General features: G+C 40.4%; 12 protein-coding genes. All 12 read right to left on the reverse strand.

Going from position 1 to position 19,989, the window contains the following annotated elements:
• Positions 1–20: 20 nt before the first annotated feature.
• The 12 genes from ABVT42_RS03685 to ABVT42_RS03740 all read right to left on the reverse strand — a co-directional run bounded on the left by ABVT42_RS03685 (position 21) and on the right by ABVT42_RS03740 (position 19,973).
• Positions 21–2,216 (reverse strand): ATP-binding protein, encoded by a 2,196-nt coding sequence (locus tag ABVT42_RS03685; protein ID WP_353873785.1) that lies wholly within the window; start codon positions 2,214–2,216, stop codon positions 21–23.
• A gap of 9 nt (positions 2,217–2,225) precedes the next feature.
• The gene (locus ABVT42_RS03690) at positions 2,226–4,235 is read right to left on the reverse strand and encodes a hypothetical protein (protein WP_353873786.1); all 2,010 of its coding nucleotides are present in this window, start codon (positions 4,233–4,235) and stop codon (positions 2,226–2,228) included.
• Positions 4,236–4,344: 109 nt separating this feature from the next.
• Positions 4,345–8,391, reverse strand: coding sequence for a hypothetical protein (locus tag ABVT42_RS03695; protein ID WP_353873787.1), 4,047 nt, complete (start codon positions 8,389–8,391; stop codon positions 4,345–4,347).
• The gene (locus ABVT42_RS03700) at positions 8,388–10,259 is read right to left on the reverse strand and encodes a hypothetical protein (RefSeq protein WP_367023466.1); all 1,872 of its coding nucleotides are present in this window, start codon (positions 10,257–10,259) and stop codon (positions 8,388–8,390) included. The genes ABVT42_RS03695 and ABVT42_RS03700 overlap by 4 nt, the downstream gene beginning before the upstream one ends.
• A gap of 5 nt (positions 10,260–10,264) precedes the next feature.
• On the reverse strand, positions 10,265–11,122 hold the full coding sequence (locus ABVT42_RS03705; protein ID WP_353873789.1) for a hypothetical protein: 858 nt from the start codon (positions 11,120–11,122) through the stop codon (positions 10,265–10,267).
• Between the two features lie 74 nt (positions 11,123–11,196).
• Positions 11,197–13,716 (reverse strand): phage tail protein, encoded by a 2,520-nt coding sequence (locus ABVT42_RS03710; protein WP_353873790.1) that lies wholly within the window; start codon positions 13,714–13,716, stop codon positions 11,197–11,199.
• Positions 13,716–15,911: a baseplate J/gp47 family protein gene (locus tag ABVT42_RS03715; protein ID WP_353873791.1), complete on the reverse strand. Its 2,196-nt coding sequence runs from the start codon at positions 15,909–15,911 to the stop codon at positions 13,716–13,718. The genes ABVT42_RS03710 and ABVT42_RS03715 overlap by 1 nt, the downstream gene beginning before the upstream one ends.
• 4 nt (positions 15,912–15,915) lie before the next feature.
• Complete coding sequence (locus ABVT42_RS03720) at positions 15,916–16,314, reverse strand: GPW/gp25 family protein (protein ID WP_353873792.1); 399 nt, start codon at positions 16,312–16,314, stop codon at positions 15,916–15,918.
• Positions 16,315–16,431: 117 nt separating this feature from the next.
• The gene (locus tag ABVT42_RS03725; RefSeq protein ID WP_353873793.1) at positions 16,432–18,003 is read right to left on the reverse strand and encodes a hypothetical protein; all 1,572 of its coding nucleotides are present in this window, start codon (positions 18,001–18,003) and stop codon (positions 16,432–16,434) included.
• Positions 17,997–18,686 carry a phage baseplate assembly protein V gene (locus ABVT42_RS03730; protein ID WP_353873794.1) on the reverse strand — a complete coding sequence of 230 codons (690 nt, stop codon included), beginning with the start codon at positions 18,684–18,686 and terminating at the stop codon, positions 17,997–17,999. The genes ABVT42_RS03725 and ABVT42_RS03730 overlap by 7 nt, the downstream gene beginning before the upstream one ends.
• Positions 18,687–19,781: a phage late control D family protein gene (locus tag ABVT42_RS03735; protein ID WP_353873795.1), complete on the reverse strand. Its 1,095-nt coding sequence runs from the start codon at positions 19,779–19,781 to the stop codon at positions 18,687–18,689.
• 21 nt (positions 19,782–19,802) lie between these two features.
• Positions 19,803–19,973: a hypothetical protein gene (locus ABVT42_RS03740; RefSeq protein ID WP_353873796.1), complete on the reverse strand. Its 171-nt coding sequence runs from the start codon at positions 19,971–19,973 to the stop codon at positions 19,803–19,805.
• Positions 19,974–19,989: the final 16 nt, after the last annotated feature.

Genomic DNA, 19,989 nt, shown 5'->3' on the forward strand with positions numbered 1-19,989 from the left:
TTCATTCATAGTGTTCACATTCAATGAATGAGTTGCGCGAGCTCGGGAGAAATCTGTTTTCCCAGCTTTCGATACTCGATAGTTAACGCCTGAATAATATGTGACAACTGAATTGGCGTGCTCTCACTTTTTGCCAACACGGCAGCCGCTAACACCGCATTGCGAATATGTCCGCCGGTTAAATCACTTTTAACCGCAACCTGATTAATTTCTTTAGTCGTTAATTGGTGATGTGTGCCCAGATGCTTTAACCAAATGGCTCGACGCGTCGATGGCTCAGGATGAGCAAATTCAATGATGGCATCTAAGCGTCTAATAAACGCTTCATCAAATCGGGTTTTACTATTGCTGGTCAGCAATACGATACCTTTATAGGATTCGATTCTTTGTAATAAATAGTTGGTTTGGGCATTAGCAAATCGATCATTGGCATCTTTAACATCGGTGCGTTTACCGAACATTGAATCTGCTTCATCAAACAGTAAAATAATTTCATCTTTTTCTGCTTGAGTGAGTAACTTCGCGAGATTTTTTTCTGTCTCACCAATATATTTACTGGTTACTGATGCCAAATCCACCCGGTATAAAGGCAATCCTATTTCACTCGCCAACCAGCTTGCCGCCAATGTTTTTCCCGTACCTGAAGGACCAACAAGCAGCCCTTTCACTCCCATTTGATAACGAGCATTAAACGTAATACCAAGGTTGTCAGCCAAATGCTCGCGGTACATACAACGCTGTTTCAATAAATCAAGCTCTTGGCGGGTTTGTTTCCGTACAACCAAAGCTTCACTGTCCACCTGAAAACGAATTGGTTCAGCCAGCCCACTCATCGGTCCCCCGTCATTTAACCAGGCGACACTTCGAATATCTGACAATTCAATGTACTCTCGCTGTGCAATCCTTGCCTGATGCTGCGCTAATTGACCTAATGTTTCAATTCGCGAAGCCGCATGAATATGATCACAAGAAAGCTTGTCCACCAAAGCAGTATCCGTAATATATTTTGACCAAAGTAGTTTTCTCTCCTGCTGGTTTGGATAAGGAATCTGCCAATGGATGATTTGTCCTGAATCACATGCAAAAAATTCATCAACACCAGCAATAACAATTATCGGTCCTTGAAAACCAACAATTTCTGGCAGTTTTTTATTTTCCGGGAGATTATTTTCTAAAATCAATACTGGTAATAAATGGTGACAGTTGAGTAACACAGCAATCCCATCATGCGCTTGTTGCCAATTATGAATAAGTAACATTTGTTGTCTTAAATGTTCGCTGATAATTAGTGCCGCAGTAACTGCCTCTTGGCGTGCAACACTGTGAATAACTAAAATGCCTTCAGAAAAATGCGCCAGTGCAGCTGCCTGAATTTGTGCCTGATGTACAACTGACTGACTTAATCCCTGCATGTTTGACCAACAATTGAGTCTTTCAGTACCCGGCCAAGTTGCACTTTGCTGAGTGAGAGCAATCGCTAAGTTTAGCGGCGTAATAACTGATTGTTCGGGCAAAGGTAAATCAGATTGCAAACATTTCAATAATCCCAGTTGAAATGCACGCCCTTGAATGAGCTGACTAATCGAATGACTAGCAAAACTATTCAACATGGAAACATGACTCGACTCCGGCCATATACCGGCAAATACCGTATTGAGCAATCCTAAAGTTGGTCGAGAAAAAGCGAGTGGCTTTTGCAAGCAAGCCAGTATTCTTCCAGTAATAACATCAAACTCGACCATAAGGGTGAGACTGACAGTTAACATTTCAATTGGGGTTAAACCAAGTTTTTTAAGCGCAGCAATAAAATAGCTATCTTCGGCATTAGGCGCAGCAATATAGTCTTCAATAAATTCAGACCAGGAATGGTTGTTTAGCAAAGGCTCGAAATAAAGTGTGTATTGATACAGAAAATTGATTTCATCTGAAATCTGGTGATGATTATTTGAAACTGGTATTGATGCATTTTGGGTAGCAGGACAATCGATTTCATCTGAAGCTTGCTCTTGACTCAGGTTTTTGCGCTTTAATAACAGAAGTATTTCATCTGACAACAAACCCGCCAACAATCCATAAACGATAGTTTTCATTGTTAAACTCATTGAGCTTTCCTGCTGCGCATAACTTTCTGCCTGGTCAGACTGATTGTTTACACAATTCGGTTCTTCTTGTGGCGTCAATAACGCTTGATCGATTTGATTTTGAGGATTCTGCATAGTTTCGCCTTAATCCTGATAATGAATCGTGACAACTTTACCAAGCCAATTAACCCATCCTGGGTTAATATCGAAACCGGCCAGTCGTATCGCAAGATTTAACTGTGAAAAGTCGTAAAGCACGTCAACATGAGTTTGTGTGAAAGCAATTTTTCCTTGCCGCTTAATCAACCATTTAGCCGATTTTCCCAATTTTTGGCGAATAGAAAATAAAATATTTTTTATCCAGTGGTACATAATTTGCTGACCACTTGCAGTCGTCGAAAGCGGTTGCTCTTTAATGACTTGACGCCATAATTTAGGTAATGCATAAATATAATCAGTTTGTAACAATATGGGTTCAATAGATTGCGTTTGAGGCGACTGTCGTTGAAAATAAAGATGCTCAGTATTAAACCAAGCAATAGCGGGATCGATAGAGTCAATAGACAAATGCCGCGAAAAGTAATGAATAATCGCGCCAGGCAGCCAATATAGCATTGGATATTTCTCAATAAATGTTCCCATCGATAGCTGGTTCATTATTTGAATCAACAATGGAAGTCCGGCAAATTCAGTTGACTTGGGCATACCATCAGTGAAATTTTTCTCAATCGCAATATATAATGGTTTTTTATCTCGGTTATCTAAGCCTGAATAATGATAAGACGGCGCTCGATTTTCTTTGTTAGAAACAATTCCTTTCAGTTCATGAGTGGTCGACTGATTGGGCAGACTGATTGATGAATTTTGATATTGATTATCTGAATCTATTATTGCCTCTTGAACCTGCGGCCAAGCAATTTGATCATGACCTGGTTCAATTTTATTTGACGAATTGCCAAGTGAATGATCAGACTGGCTATCATGAGATGACATTTTAATTTGATCACACTCACGGTGACTCATATTTTGCTTGATAAAATCATTATTAGGATAATATTTATCAGATCGATGAGTATTTTTCTCAGTGATGATATGACCAGTAACTTTATCTTTTAATAAATCGAGTTCGTACCAATCAGGCTTATTTTCGAGCCGCTGCAAAAGATGAATTGCCTCTTGTTGCTGAGAGACATCCATTTTGTATATTCCGCCAGTTTCCTGACTGGTATTTGAAGCCAAGTAAAAATCAATCACTCGCCATGTTGCCAAAGATGATTTTAATTGCTGTGCAATGTAACACACACTAATATGACTCACTCTTTGAGATGCCATTATGCATAGCCAGTTTAATCGCTCATCAGTCATCAAGCATCGTGGCATTAAACCACTAAATAACTTACACCAACTCGTTGAAAATTGACTGCTTAATTGTTGATTTATTTGATGCTTAAGTTTAATCATTTGTGTCGTGAAATTGTTTGTGCTCAACATGTCATCATTAGCTTGCATTTTTGATAACAGGTTTGCTAGCAAAGTAAGCGGCCGACTCGCCAATTGATAATCAGGATTAAAATCTATGGGTGAATGTTGCTGGTTATACTTATCCATCCACTGTTTGACAGACTCAGTTTTAAGATGCGCCCATAGGTTTTGTACAGTTTGGTGCTCAAGCAAACTCTCAAAAACCCGACCCATTGCATGTAACGCATTCTCTCTTTTAACCAATTGTAACATGCAAAAATTGAGCATTTCCTCTGTTGAAAAATCTGGTTGCCAATGTGGTTTAAATATACTTTTCCAGTACCATGCCGTTAGTTTTTTTTGATGACAGCTTGCTCTAAGTAAAATTTCAAATGGCACAATATCATCGGCAAACTTGACACATTCAACCGAAGAATAATCAATATTTGGCCAGCTGATATCTTGAGGAAAAAGCTTTAATGACTGTTGGTCAATATGATAGCTAATTTGTGTTACCCCAAAATTCTTGGCCACTTTATCCAAAATTAATTGTTTAACAATAATGAGCGAAAACGAAGAAAGCCTTGGCAAACTGGCTGTGGCTAGTGCATCAGTTAGCTTTACTCGTAACGCATTAGCCTGAGCAGTATCTGGTGCTCGGATAGTTAACTTATTAACTTGTCGATAGTTCAAAAAACTCTCGCTTAAATTTTAGTTATTTTAATCGTTATATTATTTGAAATTCGCATTTAATTTCTTCTTTTCTATGCAACCCTTTAAAATAATTTTAGTTTTTTCTCGTTTACACTTTTTGTAAAAAACGCGCCTGTGCGCCACTATCAATATCAAATCGTTGATCGTTATTTGTTGATTGCAATACTTTAACTCGGGCAGACTGGGCAACGATATCCTCTACGATAGCCTGTACCACCATATTTTGACCTTGATAAATGGCGACCTTCATACCAACTTTAGGCCGTCCTTTATTGACAATTAAATCAAACATATCACCTATTTTTCCTTTAACCGGTTTAGGCAAGTGTCCGCTGATAATACTGCTAACTGGTGCATGACTGGCAAGCAAAATACAAACCCTCACGAGATCATTCATTAAATTCAAAGCGTCACTATAAGTTTGATCTACTCGACTAAATAACCAATCAACAAACCCTTGAAGTTCACGCTGTAATTCAAACGGTACACCTCCCCAGCCATCTAGAATCGATAAGTCGCCGAGTAGCACAGGTTGATCAAAAATACTGATTTGATCGGCCCACTTAAGTCGAAGTGCAGGTTCAATTTGGGCTAAACGATAATTCAAGCAAACCGCAACATCTTCTAAGTTTTCCATTCCTTGTATTGCTTTACGCGCCACACTTGAGGTTGCTTTTCCCGCATCAATAAGGTCAGCCAGAGACAAAGAGTCATTTGCTTTTTCAGTGGTTTCTTTCCATGAAAAACCAGCGAGATGCTGCTCATTTAAATGCATTTTCTGGGAGAATGTATTTTTTCTGATTTCATATGCAGACTGCATAACTTTATTAATCGACAAGCCATACTTTTGCGGTGTATAACTGGCTAGCTGATTAGTCGTTAATGCTTTTTCAAGCTGACTTAATTGTAACTGGGCACGTTTAGCCGCATACGCCATAATTTGGGCAATACGTTCTGGTCGCTTGATTTGCTTAATTAAGGGCTTGGCATAATTAAGCCACTTCAGAGGAACTTCGCGAAATAAGTCCAGCATTTCGGCTAATTCTTCTGTTGCTTCATAGTCTTCTTTTAGACATGCGGGCACCGGATTTCGATATTGCGCAAATAAAGGCTTACTGATTACATTCTCACGTAATGATACCATTCTCGGTCTGACAAATATTATTTGGTTAACCTGCGTTGCCAAGGTTTTCTTGCGGCGTAAATTAATCTCATTAACTCGCATTTTTTCTTCTTCATAAAGTGACCGAGTAACCGCTAAATCATGTCGATATTCAGCCAGCTTATCATTAATTGCACTCAATAGTTTTTGCCAAGCGGTTTGTACCGGAATTGATTCCCCAAGGCTTCTTTTTATTTCAATCAGTGCTAATTCATAAATGCCTGCGCGTTGTTCAACTAGACGTAAAGTAGCAACCGCTTTTTCTAATGAGGCAATACCAGCCGAAAAGTAATCGGCTTCATCCGCATCAACAGGCTCAGGGTCAAATATTCCAGAGCGGGTAAGATACGCAAGATCAGGGTGAGTTAAATCAATGACACTCCGTTTAGTGGGCATATCCTGTACCAACTTGATCAGTTTTTCCAATTTTAATAATTCATCACTATGTAATTGTTTTCTTTCAATCGCGGTAAGGGCATAAACTCGAACGACGACATCAACGCTTCCTTTTGAAGTACGATTTAAAAATGCGTTTTTAACATTAAGTTTATTTACCGTTTCCGAATTTTGAATTTTTTCTATCGCATCAAGAATGGCTTGATATTCAACTAACGTAATAATCGCAAACTCATTCGTATCAAGTGTTATCGTCAAACCACTTAAATCAATTGGAATTTGGCTTAAAGACTCATAGACCGATGCTTTAGTGCGTACTGCATTATTTCGCAATTGTACACTGGGTGATTGATAAACTCGTTCTTTTAAGCCTAAGTTGCGCAATGGCTCGATTGGCGTATAAATTTTATCAAAAACGTTTTTATACTTATCTTGAATTAACTGATATTCAGGTTGAATCAGCAGTCCACTGTCGATGGTGGCAACTTTATTGAAGTCGATGGCAAATTGGCTATCTGCGCTAGTGGCTTGTTTGTCGCCTGTAAAACGTTGATTGTCAGACTTGGTTCTCTTTTCGGTAAATCCTTGCTCGCTACCAAAATCATAAGGATAGTTAGCACGAGCTATTCGAGCATAGTCATGATTATCGCTTGATGCGCGTTTAAAAATATCAGTACTATCTTGATTATCGGATATAGCCGCAGTTGGTTTATCGCTATTTTTTGCATTTACTTCCGTTGTATCGGCTTCGGTCACACCAGTTTCCAGTGAAGCATGACTTGCTACAGCCATCTCATCAAAGTTTTGGTAATCATCCGTTACCCGCTTTACTGTAGATGGGCTTGGAGCCCCCACTACCGCTTGCTTAAAAAACAAATTAATGTTTTTTGCAGTTGGTTCGCTAAGCTGCCCCTTTAGAATATTGGCCAGTGCAGGTGAAGTTGATAAACGGCTGGCTTTTTCATTGCCCAACAAAGCTTGACGCAAACGATATGATTCAGCCTGTAACTGCATAAAGCCCGAGTCCAGGTGATCATTAGTTTTTTCAATTTGCTCAGTGTAATGTTTAGCTAAATGAATTAGCCCCTTAAATTTTTGTTTCATCAGAATCGATGGGTGGAATTGCTTTTTTTCCTGATCAGACCAAAAGTTCATATTTTTATCAATCCAATCATATAGGTTTTGCAAAATATCAAGCGTCTGCTGTGAAAACTTTTCATCATCATTCAGTTGATAATCATCAACTATCACATTCGGGTCTGATTCATCAGGCAACGCTTCATTGTCCTGTTCGGTGAAAATAATGATATTTTGCGGATCAATCATGCCTTGTACAATCTGAGCCATTTGCTGAATTTGCAAACGATGCTCTTTTTCTATCTTGATTTTAGCCACAAGCTTTTTTAACGTTTGAATAAAAACCGGATCAACGGTTTCGCCGAATAACAATTCTGCTTCATAAAAAGCTTGTGGAACTGGTACATAAATTTTTACACGGTCGGGCTGATAAAGGTCAAAGCAATTTAATGATGCGCAGGCTTCTAGAATCACTTCCACTTCTTCAATTGGTACTGGCGCCGCTTCAATTCGAAACTGACTAGGAAAGAACTCACACACTCGATTTTCAAAGTCAACGGCATCTCTCGGTAAAAAACCCATCGGAGGCAAGTAGCGAAAATGCGCAATGGCAGGATAAATTGATTGTTGCTCATTAATTAATGTTTGCAAATGCTCAGTAAATCCCTGAATTCTCGCCTGCCACAGAAAAGGTGTGCCATTCTGCCAATTTTTGGGCATTACACTCAGTGGCGCTCCCCCTTGGCGAATCACTGCAAAACGATCAATAAAAGCAACTTCTCCGCCAGGTAAAATCTGACTTAATCCAAGCGGAACACCGATTTCTTCCCAAGGCGCAATAAAAGAAGGGTCATTTTGTTGCTTTTGATAAATCAGATAACTAAGCGTATTTCTCAGTAATGCCGGTTCAACATCTGGTAATGGTGCGAATGATTCAGGCCACGGAAACCATAACAGGCGCGCACCATCGGTGTAAAGCTGATCATCAAAAGCATAGCTTTCGACATCTTGTTGACAAGTATTATTCCGATCAACCAGCATATCTTCTGCTTTTATCGGCTGTAATAAAAAAATACCGACACCTTCGATAACCTGCTCAATAGATTCAGGTGAGTTGACTGACGGTATTTGATTAACAGCAATCTGACGGCGCTGATTGACTGCGATATCATCGCCATAATGGGTAACACCAATACCGGCTGTTAATTCAATATGCCAGATATCTTGCAGACTTTCGTCCGCTTGTCTGACAGGCAATAATCGGGCAGAAAGCGTTAACCCATCGATAATACCCGCAGACAACTGACGACCAAATAACGCCAGATGTTGATCGTGATGCTTCACTTCAATATCCATGGCAGCTTTAGTCAGTGTTCGTCCACTCACATAATTTAGTCGCCGCAAAGTAATTTCGTTACTGGCCAATCGATTAGATATTTCTGGTACAACGTCAATCACCCGTTCAGAATCCAACCACTGTGGCACCTTGTGCAAGCTCATTGTTGTAATTCCTTCATTTTACTTTTAATAAATTTTGCCAAAGTGGTTGGTGTTTGTGGTTTATCACCACTGACTCTGGATTTAATTTCTTCCGCAAAGTTGATCAAGGATTCTTCTGGTAAATGTTGCGCAACATAATCTAGTTCGGGGGTACTCTTACTCAAGGCCAGTGCAATTGTTGCTTGTTGGTCTAATTGCATCATGGGTTCTATTTTACGAATCCCTTCGCCAACATTTTGTTGGGTAAAGCGATCATTGATTCGATTAACAGCTTGTTCACTCAATCTTTTTTCTGCTTTATACTCAAGTAACGCACTGCGCATTAATAATTCTGACTGTGTAAACTTAGGTATAGTTAATAGGCGCACCATATTCATGTCGGCAGCAGCGCTACCTTTTATTTTTAAATGGACAAAATCATCATATAATCCCAAATCAGTTAAGTAACGACGCATTTCAGTTTCGTCGCCGAATTCATCGGCTAGAATATTAACAGCTTTACCGGCAACCTCTTCCTTGTAGCTTAAATGCCTACGCCGAACAAACCAGATGTTTTCATGCACACCAAGTAAACTTTGCCAGTCAACTTCATTGAGTTGTGCAATCACATTATCTGATGGCTGAATATACTCGGGTAGCTTACGCTGAATTTTACTTAATCGTTCTCTAGGTGACATTGTTGATACAGCTCGTTCAATGCGTGTTTTGTTTAATATTTTTGCGGGCACCTGTTTTTTGAGGCTGTTTAAAACACTATTAAACTGAATTCGTGGTACAGGTATTAAAATCATCACTGCCGTCGCATCAATTTGCTTTGCGTCGGCATCCAATTCAATTGGTGGTAGTAATAGACTTTCTTCAATAAGCGGAGCGACTTCATCATCAGGAATCACCGAGATTTCCACATCCATTTTGTCAGGGAAAAAATATTGGGTGCTGGATTGGATATCAATACAGGCGGTTGGCATTTGTCCAGCTGATGGTAATGACAAAAAATAATCACTTGCCGCAAATCGCGAATCATTACTGCCACGCTGTTGTAAAATATCAAAATACATTTGTTGATATTGTTTAAAATGCGCATGACGCAGTCCGCGAGGCGCAATTCCTAAACCGAGGACATCACTAAATGCACTACCCATTTCTCGCCGAGCCAAATGATTATCGATCCACTTTATCAGTCCATTATTAATTTGGATCAATGCTAGTGGTAACGTATTTGGTGGAATTTCAAGTGATTCCTGTCGATTAAACAAGCTATCTGCTAACTGCGCTCTGACCGATGCACCATTGGCAAAGTGGCTGAAGTTCTGTTTTATTTCGATCAGACTAAGTGCGGTTGCTTCAATAATATCACCATCATGAAACTGACGTTTTTCGCCGATATTGTCTGGATACGCAGCAATAGGATTAGCGGTATATTCCAATGGTCTAAGTACCACCAAATAAATGCCATTTAAACTGCGCAGAGGTGCTTTGGGTGACTGGCTTAATCCTAACTTAATATTTAATTGGCGAATGTGAGTAATGTTACTCAATTGAATATTAAGTAGCTGGGCAATAACCACTCGCTCCCCCTGTTCAGTCACCCCAAATCCCGGTGTGATAGTTAGGCGATTATTTTCTCCATCCATACTCACCATTAATCCTTCTACCACGCCGGTACCGGTGGCAATTGACAAGTCAGCTTGGCGTGTCAAAAAATATTCTGTCTGTCGATTAAAGTCAGCCGCTCGAGCAAAACGCCCGTCAAACCATAGCGGCCGAACACGTTGTGAATCGAGAAAAACGGTGTTGGCAGCGTTTAGCGAGGTAAGTTCATCAATATCAATTTTCTCGCGCTTTGAGTGGTATTTATCAATTGCCATAGTCATTATTCTCCCGCTTGTTGAATCCAGCTCAGTTCATGAGTTGAATAAACAAACCTTCTCAGTTGATTATCAAAGTGAATTGATAAAGAATCGTTGTAAGTCACAGGTTCAGTCGTTGCGGGAATGCGCAATCGAGCTAAAAAAACTTCACTGCCATCTTGATCTTGCAAGTGTTCCTGATCTTTGTTGAGCTGACCATCGATGGTGCTCCACTGTGTATTTTCACGCCAGCCAAAATCAAGTTTAAAGTTTTCAACTGCCGACTTTCTTTGTAGTTTAGAATTTCCGGTTAAATCAGCAATACCTTTGTTAGGCACAGGAATATTTTCAATACCATCATCACGAATACGTAATTCCAATTTGAAAGCATCACGCATTCTGGCAAAGGTAAATGCATCAGTTACCTCTTGATTGCCATGACTGAACGCAGGTGTTTTACCACGTTCACAAATTGCAAACTTAATAAATAAATCGACAACGATACCTGCGGGTATTTCCCCGTCTGCTTCTCGAAAAGCTTGTGACATTCGCGTGAGTCCCAAGCTGGATTGCAGTTGTGCATTGAACCAGTCAGCAATATTGAGGCAGTAATTTTGAGGAACTTCGATCATACGCCCAAGACGATCAATTGCCAGTCCTGGCTCGATCACTAAAGTGGTAATATCATCAGGCTTTTCTCGAACCTTTAATCCCGCAACCGTACCTGAACCATGCAAATAAGCGAGTAATCTTGAAAGCCTTCCGCGGTGATATGTTTGCTCTGCTTTAAAATCTACTTCATCGAGCAGCACGCCGTTTTCATAGTTCACCCGGTCAGGGGGGATATTGTGCATTAGCGGATCATCAAAACGTACACTCATTGGTTTACTCCGTAATTTTACAAGCTGTAAAGCACGAATCGCTCTTCTGACTGTTTAAGAGAGCGATTAAATCTTTACATTAATCGCTCATCAACGCTTGGCTGACGAATAATCTGACCATCAGCACCAAAATAAAAATCATCTAGTTTTGCGGGTTGAAGTCCCGGTTCAGGTTTTAAGTAGGTATCTACACCAACCAGACTATACAATCCCACAATAAGTGGTTGGCTGGCTTCAAGTACTCGAGTTTGAATATGTGCAGGTGCTTCTAGCGATACTACTTTTCTAATCAGTTTAAAAATTGCCTCAGGTTTTTGTCGGTGCACTAAAATTGTAATTCGATTAGCCAATCGCGCGAAAAATTCGATAACGGCACTTTTTTCACGTCGATTAATCAACATACTGGCATCGAATAATGCCAACAGTTCTTGTTCAATCTGATTATTCGCTAAAGCTGTTTCACCAAGAAAAAAGGTATCTCCCAAATAAGAATTAGCACTAGTAATACTGTTCATCATTAAGGGATCAAACTTTTCTTCTAAATCAATACCTATAATCGTGGCAAAAGTCCGTCTAAGTTTGAAGTCTTCCAAAATAACCAGTTCGCCCCGTTCGACCATGCCACCCGTTGCAATATTTAATGCCAGCGATAATCCTGCATAAGTACCACGTATTCGATAAAGCGGCATCGCCTGTTTTATCATGTTACGTCGCTGCGCCGTATTGACACCTTGTTCAATACTTAAACCAACCCAATTTGCCAGCCAGTCTAATGACTCGGCAGGTACAGTATCCGGATTAGTCACTAAATGTGCATGGGCAATGCGGTCTTCTAGTGGTGTTAATACACTTTCAAATAGGCTCAGGTAACGCTGTAAAAAATCGCTACCACTCGCGCTCCCAGTTTCATCTGCTTTTTCACCAAAAAGTGTTTCTTGATAAATTTCAGGTAAGTAATGTTTCAAATAAGAAAACCGCGGTGAATAAATACGAATGGCCGCTATTTCCGGTGAAGCTTGTCCATTACCAAACAACTCCACTTTCACCTTTAGAAAACGCCCTTTGAGCTCTCTTACTCGGCGCCCTGTACGCTGAACCAGTAAGGTAAATAATCCACTTTGTTCTGGTTGATGCTGACAATAAAGTAAACTTTTATTTGATGGAGATTCAGATACCATCGTACAAAATGCTGCTTTAGGAATTTGTTGAATCGCAGCAGTCGAAAAATGATTCAAGGTATGAATATGTGCAGGCAGTTGCTCAGCTGGTAATTGAGTAAACGCAGGCACATAGCCGAAGTCGTGAGGAAATGCTTGAGCGACATCAAATGCCAGTTGCTCATCGCTGGCCATCAACCAAATACGAATGCCTGTTTCGGGTGGGATTTTTGCTTCAATGTAAATTCTATGCCAGCAAGTTGCAGGCTGTTGGCTATCGAAGTTTTGCAACAAACTGGCAGAACCCGATTTTGCCAGATTGGGTTTTGAAAGCGCAAATAGTGGCTTTATATTTAACCGTTCATTACCAGCCAAATAATAGGCTGGTGAAATCAGACTATGAGCAAACGGATAATTTTGGGTTAATCCTTGCTGGGTATTATTGGGTTGATCACTCACAACTAATGGATAATGAGCCCCTAAAGCTTGAAGCGCAATACCAGAATGTTCAATCTGATTAATCGGAGGCAGTTCGTAAACCACCGCTTCACCATAATCAACAAATTTTACTGCCCATAAATGATTTTTAACAAATGATAAAGAAATAGGCGCTTTCGCAGCAAGCAACTCAACCGGTGCAGACAGACCCGAAGCGGTAATAAAAATAATATAAGCATTAGCTAAATCATCATCAGGCCAGATTAAAATGCCAACTTCACCACGGTTATTCGACGCCATCGCAACAATTTGATGAGCGGGATTAAACTGACGCGATGTATCTTTAACAATCTGACAGGGTTGTTCATTCTCATCGCAAGGTCGTTCAATACCTGGATTGTAATTAGTATTTGGTCGGTTTAAGTGCGTATGGGAAAACGGCTTTATCAGTAATTGTGGTTGAGAATGATGCTGATGATACTCAGCCGTACGATTAATTATTTTGTACAGCTGCTGAGACTGTCTGTCTAAAATCCAGCCCCCACCCTCAGGTAATAATGCCAGTAAATCTGCTTGTGCTAAATCGGGTAAATTTAAAATAATCTGCTGGTTGCTGTCTGCCGGATTAATCAGTCGCAGTTCGTCAGGTTGTGCTTGCAGTTTCACAATGGCATATAAAGCGCCATCAGGACTCATTGCGATATCGACAAAGGTTAATTGTTCATCATTGATTAACTCATAAGCATCAGGTAGCGCACCCGCAACCAAAATTCGATGTCGCAGTTCATCAACATAGGCAAAATGCCCCAAGCTATCTACTGTACTAGTGGGTAAATTAAATGCATTTCTCGCGGCAACTCTATCGGCAGGAAATTCTCGATTTGCACGCGTCGATAATAATTGCAATACACGCTTATCATCATCCCATTCAGTCTCATACAATTCGGTTAGTTGCTCGCCACGGGCAATCATCCAAAAAGGTAATCCATTGGCATCCATTAACATATCTCCGGTACAACAGGAATGGGAATGCCTGGTATTTGGTGATTATCAGATTCCGAATCAACACTCGTTGCAGCGGTCAGTCCGTCATCAACAATCACGCTATTAAGTTCGGGTAATTGCCAACTTGATAAAGTAATACGCTGGGTTTTATTTTCACCAATTTGATCAACTATCACCCAAGCTTGTTGTGCGTTTAGCACAAATAAATTGATATCATTAACCGTGAGTACTCCCGACACTCTAGCCACAACAACTTCCAATTCTTGACTGTTAACTGTTTGTCCTAGTGGCCATCCGGTTTGTTCTCGACCTCCGGGTGTTAATGGCCATAAATAATCACGTAGTGCATCTCTAACTTGTTGTAATACTTCATCTCGGGCATAACCATCTTGATACGAAATCGCCACACTTAAACTCAATGCAACATATTCAACACCTATCACATAAAGCTCAACGCCCAAAGGTCGTCGCGGTTCGAGGAAAGCATGGACCTGCTCGAGTATATTGCGATCGGGCCGAGGATTGGGCGCGGTGTGTAAATTGGCTTTGGGTAGCACGGCCACACTAATCACGCCTGGAATATTTTGCAACCGCTGCTGCGGTTTAAAGCGCGGCAATACTTCAACTCGGCCAATTTCAACACCCGGCGTATTCATTGCCAACCGTTGGTAGTCTTCTCGATTGACCGCGCGATCACCATGCTTTAAATAAGCAGGAATTCTTTTTTCGGCCTGGTCTAGCGTTTCAGCATTGCGGCCACCAGTCGTTGCAACTGGCTGGATTATTTTAATTCCCGGAAAAGCAATCGCTGATAAATTATTGGCCGCCAGATTCCCTTGCTCTCCTCCTCCCGCTCGCATATATTTAACACGAATACGTCGATTAATTTCAGGTTGACGCCCGGTAATATTATTTCCAAATTTCACGATCCCTGCTTCACTATCTAAACTATAAACACGATCATCACGACCTGCGCTGGCTAAGAGATCAATTTGCTGGTAAGGCCGGAAACCATCGTTATTTTCTTCTACTTCAAGCTGTAAGCTGTTTTTATCGATAGAACCAGCAGGCAATTGAAATGCTTGATCAGAAAAACCATTGGCAACACCAACCACAATATTGTGATAAGATTTAAGTTGATCAATTGATATTGCATTAATACCTAGCCAGGAAACAGCTAACTGATGTGTTGGTTCACTTGGTTTGAGTCTAATCCAACCAAGTAGTTTTTGTGAAAGTTGTTCATCATCAATCCTTGGGGGTTTATCACCAACCCCTGCTCTAATATCTTGCTCCACATTATTCGCAGGTATCCCCCAGTCGTCACTATCAGGCAGTGCCAATTGAATAATACCAGCACGCGAAAAGTTTGCGGTGGTATCTAGACGTGTATCAAGAGTAAAATATTTTGGCTCGCCATTTTGTTGCAAATAACGAGTAGTCATTTGCCATTGCCAAATTTCTCGCTGCTGTTGTTTTTTATGAATTCGCTCACCAAATTCGGGGACAAGCATTCGCGGTTGAAATCCAATATTTAGTAATCTTTCACCATGTGAACCTCTGGCTAGAGAATCAATTACCTCGTTTTTCATTGCCTGGTCATTAACCAATAAGGCAATCCATAAACAGCCATCAACACTTTGCTGAATAACATCAATCCCTTTTCTGTCGGCTACACCATCGGCAAAGTATGGTGTGGCAATATAAGGACTGCCTTTATTAATGTTATATACCGACTGCAACTCATCAACAACGCCTGATAAATTTGCCAATTCGTTATCATCAGGTTTGCGTTTTAAATAAACTTTGCCTTGAAGTGGCATAACACTGACTTCATCACGTGTTTCAAAAGTAACCGGTCCAGGAACGCTGGTGTTTAATGGCACATTTATCGGTTGGCTTGCGGCTTGATTGGCCAAACTCAAACTCAATAAGCCTTTCGCTGGTGCCGCAGGAATCATGGGAATATTTAACAGCCTTAAAAATTCTAATCGTTGGCGTTCTGGAATTAAATTTGCACGATATAAAATGGTGTCGCCAAGCCAAGCAAATAAATCAATTAAAGTGCGTCCGGGATCGCCAATTCGGGGATTTGTCCACTCTGGAGTATGCCCTGGAATTTTAGCAAGCATCTCATTGATCAGATCTTGTGCAGTTCTGTCATCCAGTTTTATTTTTGGAATGGACATAAAATTAACTTCCCAGATTCATGGTGAGTTTTACTTCTTCTCTTGTACCGGTACGCTTAATGACATAGAAAATTTCAATTCTGATCGCATCGGGCTGCTCTTCGATTTCATTCACTAATACATTTTGTAATACGATACGAGGCTCCCATTGAGTTAACGAATCGACAATCGCATCTTGAATTCTTCTTCGAGTCACCAATTGATTTGGCTGGTGTAAAAAATTCTTAAGGCCCGCACCGAATTCCGCATGTAATAAAAGAGTACCTTTTACAGTAAGCAAAATTACTTTGATTGACTGTTTAATACTTTCTTCTAGTGTAGGGAAATGAAGTTCACCATTAACCGGAGTCACTAATAGGGGCCAGCCAATAGGTGCTTTTGGCAATCGATTTGATTGACTCATTAGTATTGGTTCCTTTTGGTTAAAATATTATGCATGTTTTAATCTTATTCATGTTTACTTTTTTATTTTTTTACTGAATTTATTCGTTATTTAACATATTGTTCACCTGGCTTGTAATTATTTCGGTTTAGGAAATGGAATACATATTTTAATAAAAGGTAACCACCAAAAAAGTAAATTCAACAGGACTAAAAATATTTGTAATACTATAAAAGCACATATTGTAATTAACGGAATACTAAACCCACAGATCATGCCAAAACCAATCCCTGAACCTTCATTTTTTTTGCCATCTAAAATATCATTCAAATTAATGGTATCCATAAATTTTTGAATTGATTCAGGCACTTTAAATGCCACATTAGGCTTTAGTTTTTTAAGGGTTTGCGTATTAATATCAGGTAATTCTATTTGAGTTGGCGCAACCCCGTCGTGTGACTCATACCAGGGCACAATTTTAAAGCGATGCGTTGGTGCCGACCAAATTGTGTTTACAGGACACCCAGATTGCCCGGCAACACGAATAAACGCATATAAACGGTATTCATTATTACCAGCATAACGGGTCTCACCCGGCGCGACACGCTGCCAACGATGACTCATAGTCGCATAAATAGCATTCACCAATGATTGCTGTTGAAGTGTGTTGAACTGAGGCCATTGCAAAGGAGTAAATGCGGCGCTTAGCGTTTGGGATTGTCCTTGTTCATCTTGAGGGAAACCATAAAACACTTGGAATGCCGCTAATAGAAACTGATAATAATTAGTCGATTGACTATTTCGTTGTGGTGAGAAACTCACCGGTATTTGTTGTAGCAAGTGTTTAAGGTTTTGTACTTCCTGGCCGCCAGTAAATAACCCTACTTCGTTGGCCAAATAACTCAGCAATTTTTTTAATGCGGCAAACGGTGGTGATTGCGCGTGAGTATCGCGAAACAATGCATCTGTAGGGGGCTTAGGAAAAGAATCCGTAAATCGCTCATCGCCTCCTTGCATCAATAAGACAGGTAGACGTTGTAAAATATTTTGTTTTGTAAACGGCGGCGGATTGATACTATCATCTTCTACCATTTCCTGACTGGCTAAGTTCATCACCCCATAAAGCAATGTTTTTCTGGTTTGCTGCATGATTTTAGGTGGTGTTAAAAATAGACTTTGATAATCTTCGCTGTAATCTTGATAAGGATTGATTGATGGTGAAGCTTGTTCGAGTATCAACCGATTACTACCTAATATTCTTTGCTGACGAATATTAGGATCGACATCATAGTTACGTAAGCAATCGGTGTATTCAGTATCAATGGGATTCACTGGTTTCCAGCCCACCACTTTACCTTGCGATTTCATCCAGCCATATTCCTGACCTTTTTCACTAACTTTACGGATGACAAACCCACTCGATAGTATTTTTTCTGGCGCCAATCTGGGCTCACCATACTGCAAGCAACAAGCATCCAACAAAATCAAATTAAATATTCGATGGACAGGTTGATATAAGCGCATCATATCATCGGATGTGGCGCTCACCTGTTTTTGAAGTAGTTTTTCCTGTCCACTGGCTGAAGATAAATTTGCGAGCAGACTTTCTACAAAGTTTTGTTCTTGAAAAGCGAATATGTTCGGCTGTGTTAAATCACCTGAAGATTGATTTAAATAACTGCCTTTCAGTTTTATTGGGTGATTTACCATACGTTTCCTGCCCCTGGTGTATAGGTAGAACTGACCACCGTTGTTGCGATCAATGTGTCACACTTAACGACGCCGCTAAAACTGGACATGCCAGCATTAACCGTCACCATTCCCGAATCAACTTTAACAGTTGAGGCGCTTACCGCAACTTCAGCAGGGCTATTGACCGTGACACCTGCGGAATCAAAGGTAATGGTATTGCCCGCACTCTGACAGATAATTTCTCCACCGCTGTTATCAGAAATTTCGACGCTCACACCTTGTGGCGTTGCAAATATTATTTTTGGCTGTCCTGATGCGCTTTCTTCAATTGCAATGCGCGTTCCTTTTTTTCCAACAAAACTCCAGCGATCAATCGCATCCCCAGCGCCACCCAAAGTTTCTGGTGCTTCATCTCGGCCATTCCAAAGAGAACCAATGACAACCGGGTAGCGCGAATCACCGTTAATAAAAGTAATCAAAACCTCATCACCAACATCAGGAAACAAAAATGCCCCTTTATTTTTACCCGCAAAGGGCACAGCGACTCTCGCCCATAGCTGACCTTGTTGTTGAGCCACGCCATCAAATGCCAATAACTTAATTTGTACTCGATTCCGATTTTCAGGATCTTCTACCGAGATCACTTCAGCCAATTGAGTTTGATCTTGCGCATGTAACGGCATCAGATTTGATAACTGCATTTAACCTCCAAAATACGCTGACTGCGCAACAAATTCGGTCAGATAACCACCGGCTGTAGTAAAGTAATGAGTCACTTCAATCACATAATATTGATTTTCAAAACGCTCACCGATACCATTTAATTGAATATGAGATCCCACTTTTAAGTTTGGATTACCTAATGATTTACCTTGAGCACGCACAAATCCTCGTGCGCGTTTGGCATAGGCACTGTTAACCAGAATTTGTGCTTCACTTTCATTCTGGACAGAGGTACGACATAGGTGTTCTTGTCGGTTGGCAAAGTATTGCGTTAGATAGTCGGCACCGATGCGCCCTTCACCAGGTCCAAGATCGGCATTGGCATTACTCTGCACTGCGATTTGCTGCCCTTGTTCGCTATCCCATCCAGCATAAGTGACTTGATTAACTTGATGTGCTAAATCAGCACATAGGCGACAACTGAGTAATTGACTGTTTAATTCTAGTGTTATTTGATTCTGCTGAATGGCGGCTCGAGATTTAACAACGACCTGGCCATGATTCATTTGTATATCGGCGTCATACCGTTGAATCAAGCGACGAATAAATCCTAAGTCAGTTTCATTATATTGTAGTTGTGCATCTAGTGAGTGTTGCAATCCATCAATATGATTATTCAGTCCATGTTCTCGCAATATATTTTCAATCATTGCTTTAAGAGTGGCCGCAGGATGTAATTGGGTTTTTCGCATCATACGTAATTGTTGTAAGCCGTCTTCGGCCAAGACAACCAGTTGGGGCTGTTGATCGATTTCTCTTACCCATTCTAATGCACTGATCACGCCAGAAAATATTTCAACAGGATCATTATTATCACCACAATAAATTTTAATTCGGCTACCTAAAGCTAATTCAGTTTCCGCACTACTTTCAAAACCAAATCCAACACCTTGCCCTTGAATATTGGCTGTATTAAAAAAGCACAATTCGGCGCTACATAAACCGCCTTCAGTTTCTTTGACTTGCATAGCAACTAACGATTCTTGTATGGTTTCGTTAGCAACTCCATTAATTTCCAATTGTGGAATTGCTTGATAAATACTACCGACTGAAATAGCTGTTTCTTCTGTCACAATAGACTCCGGCTTTTTTGTTTACTCAACCGATAAGCGTGCTTGTCGCGATTCGTAATGCTTGAGTATTTCAATATAATTTGTGGCCGCTGTTTGTTGTTCACTCTCACTCAAATCCTGATTTTGTTGATTCACCGCAGCTTCAGCTGGCTGCTCTATTTGTGCGACAACTTCATCAAAAATAATACTCATCGATTTCTCTCTATTT

Origin of the sequence: Aliikangiella maris, from assembly GCF_040719265.1 — a bacterium.
In the GTDB taxonomy this organism is placed as follows: domain Bacteria; phylum Pseudomonadota; class Gammaproteobacteria; order Enterobacterales; family Kangiellaceae; genus Aliikangiella; species Aliikangiella maris.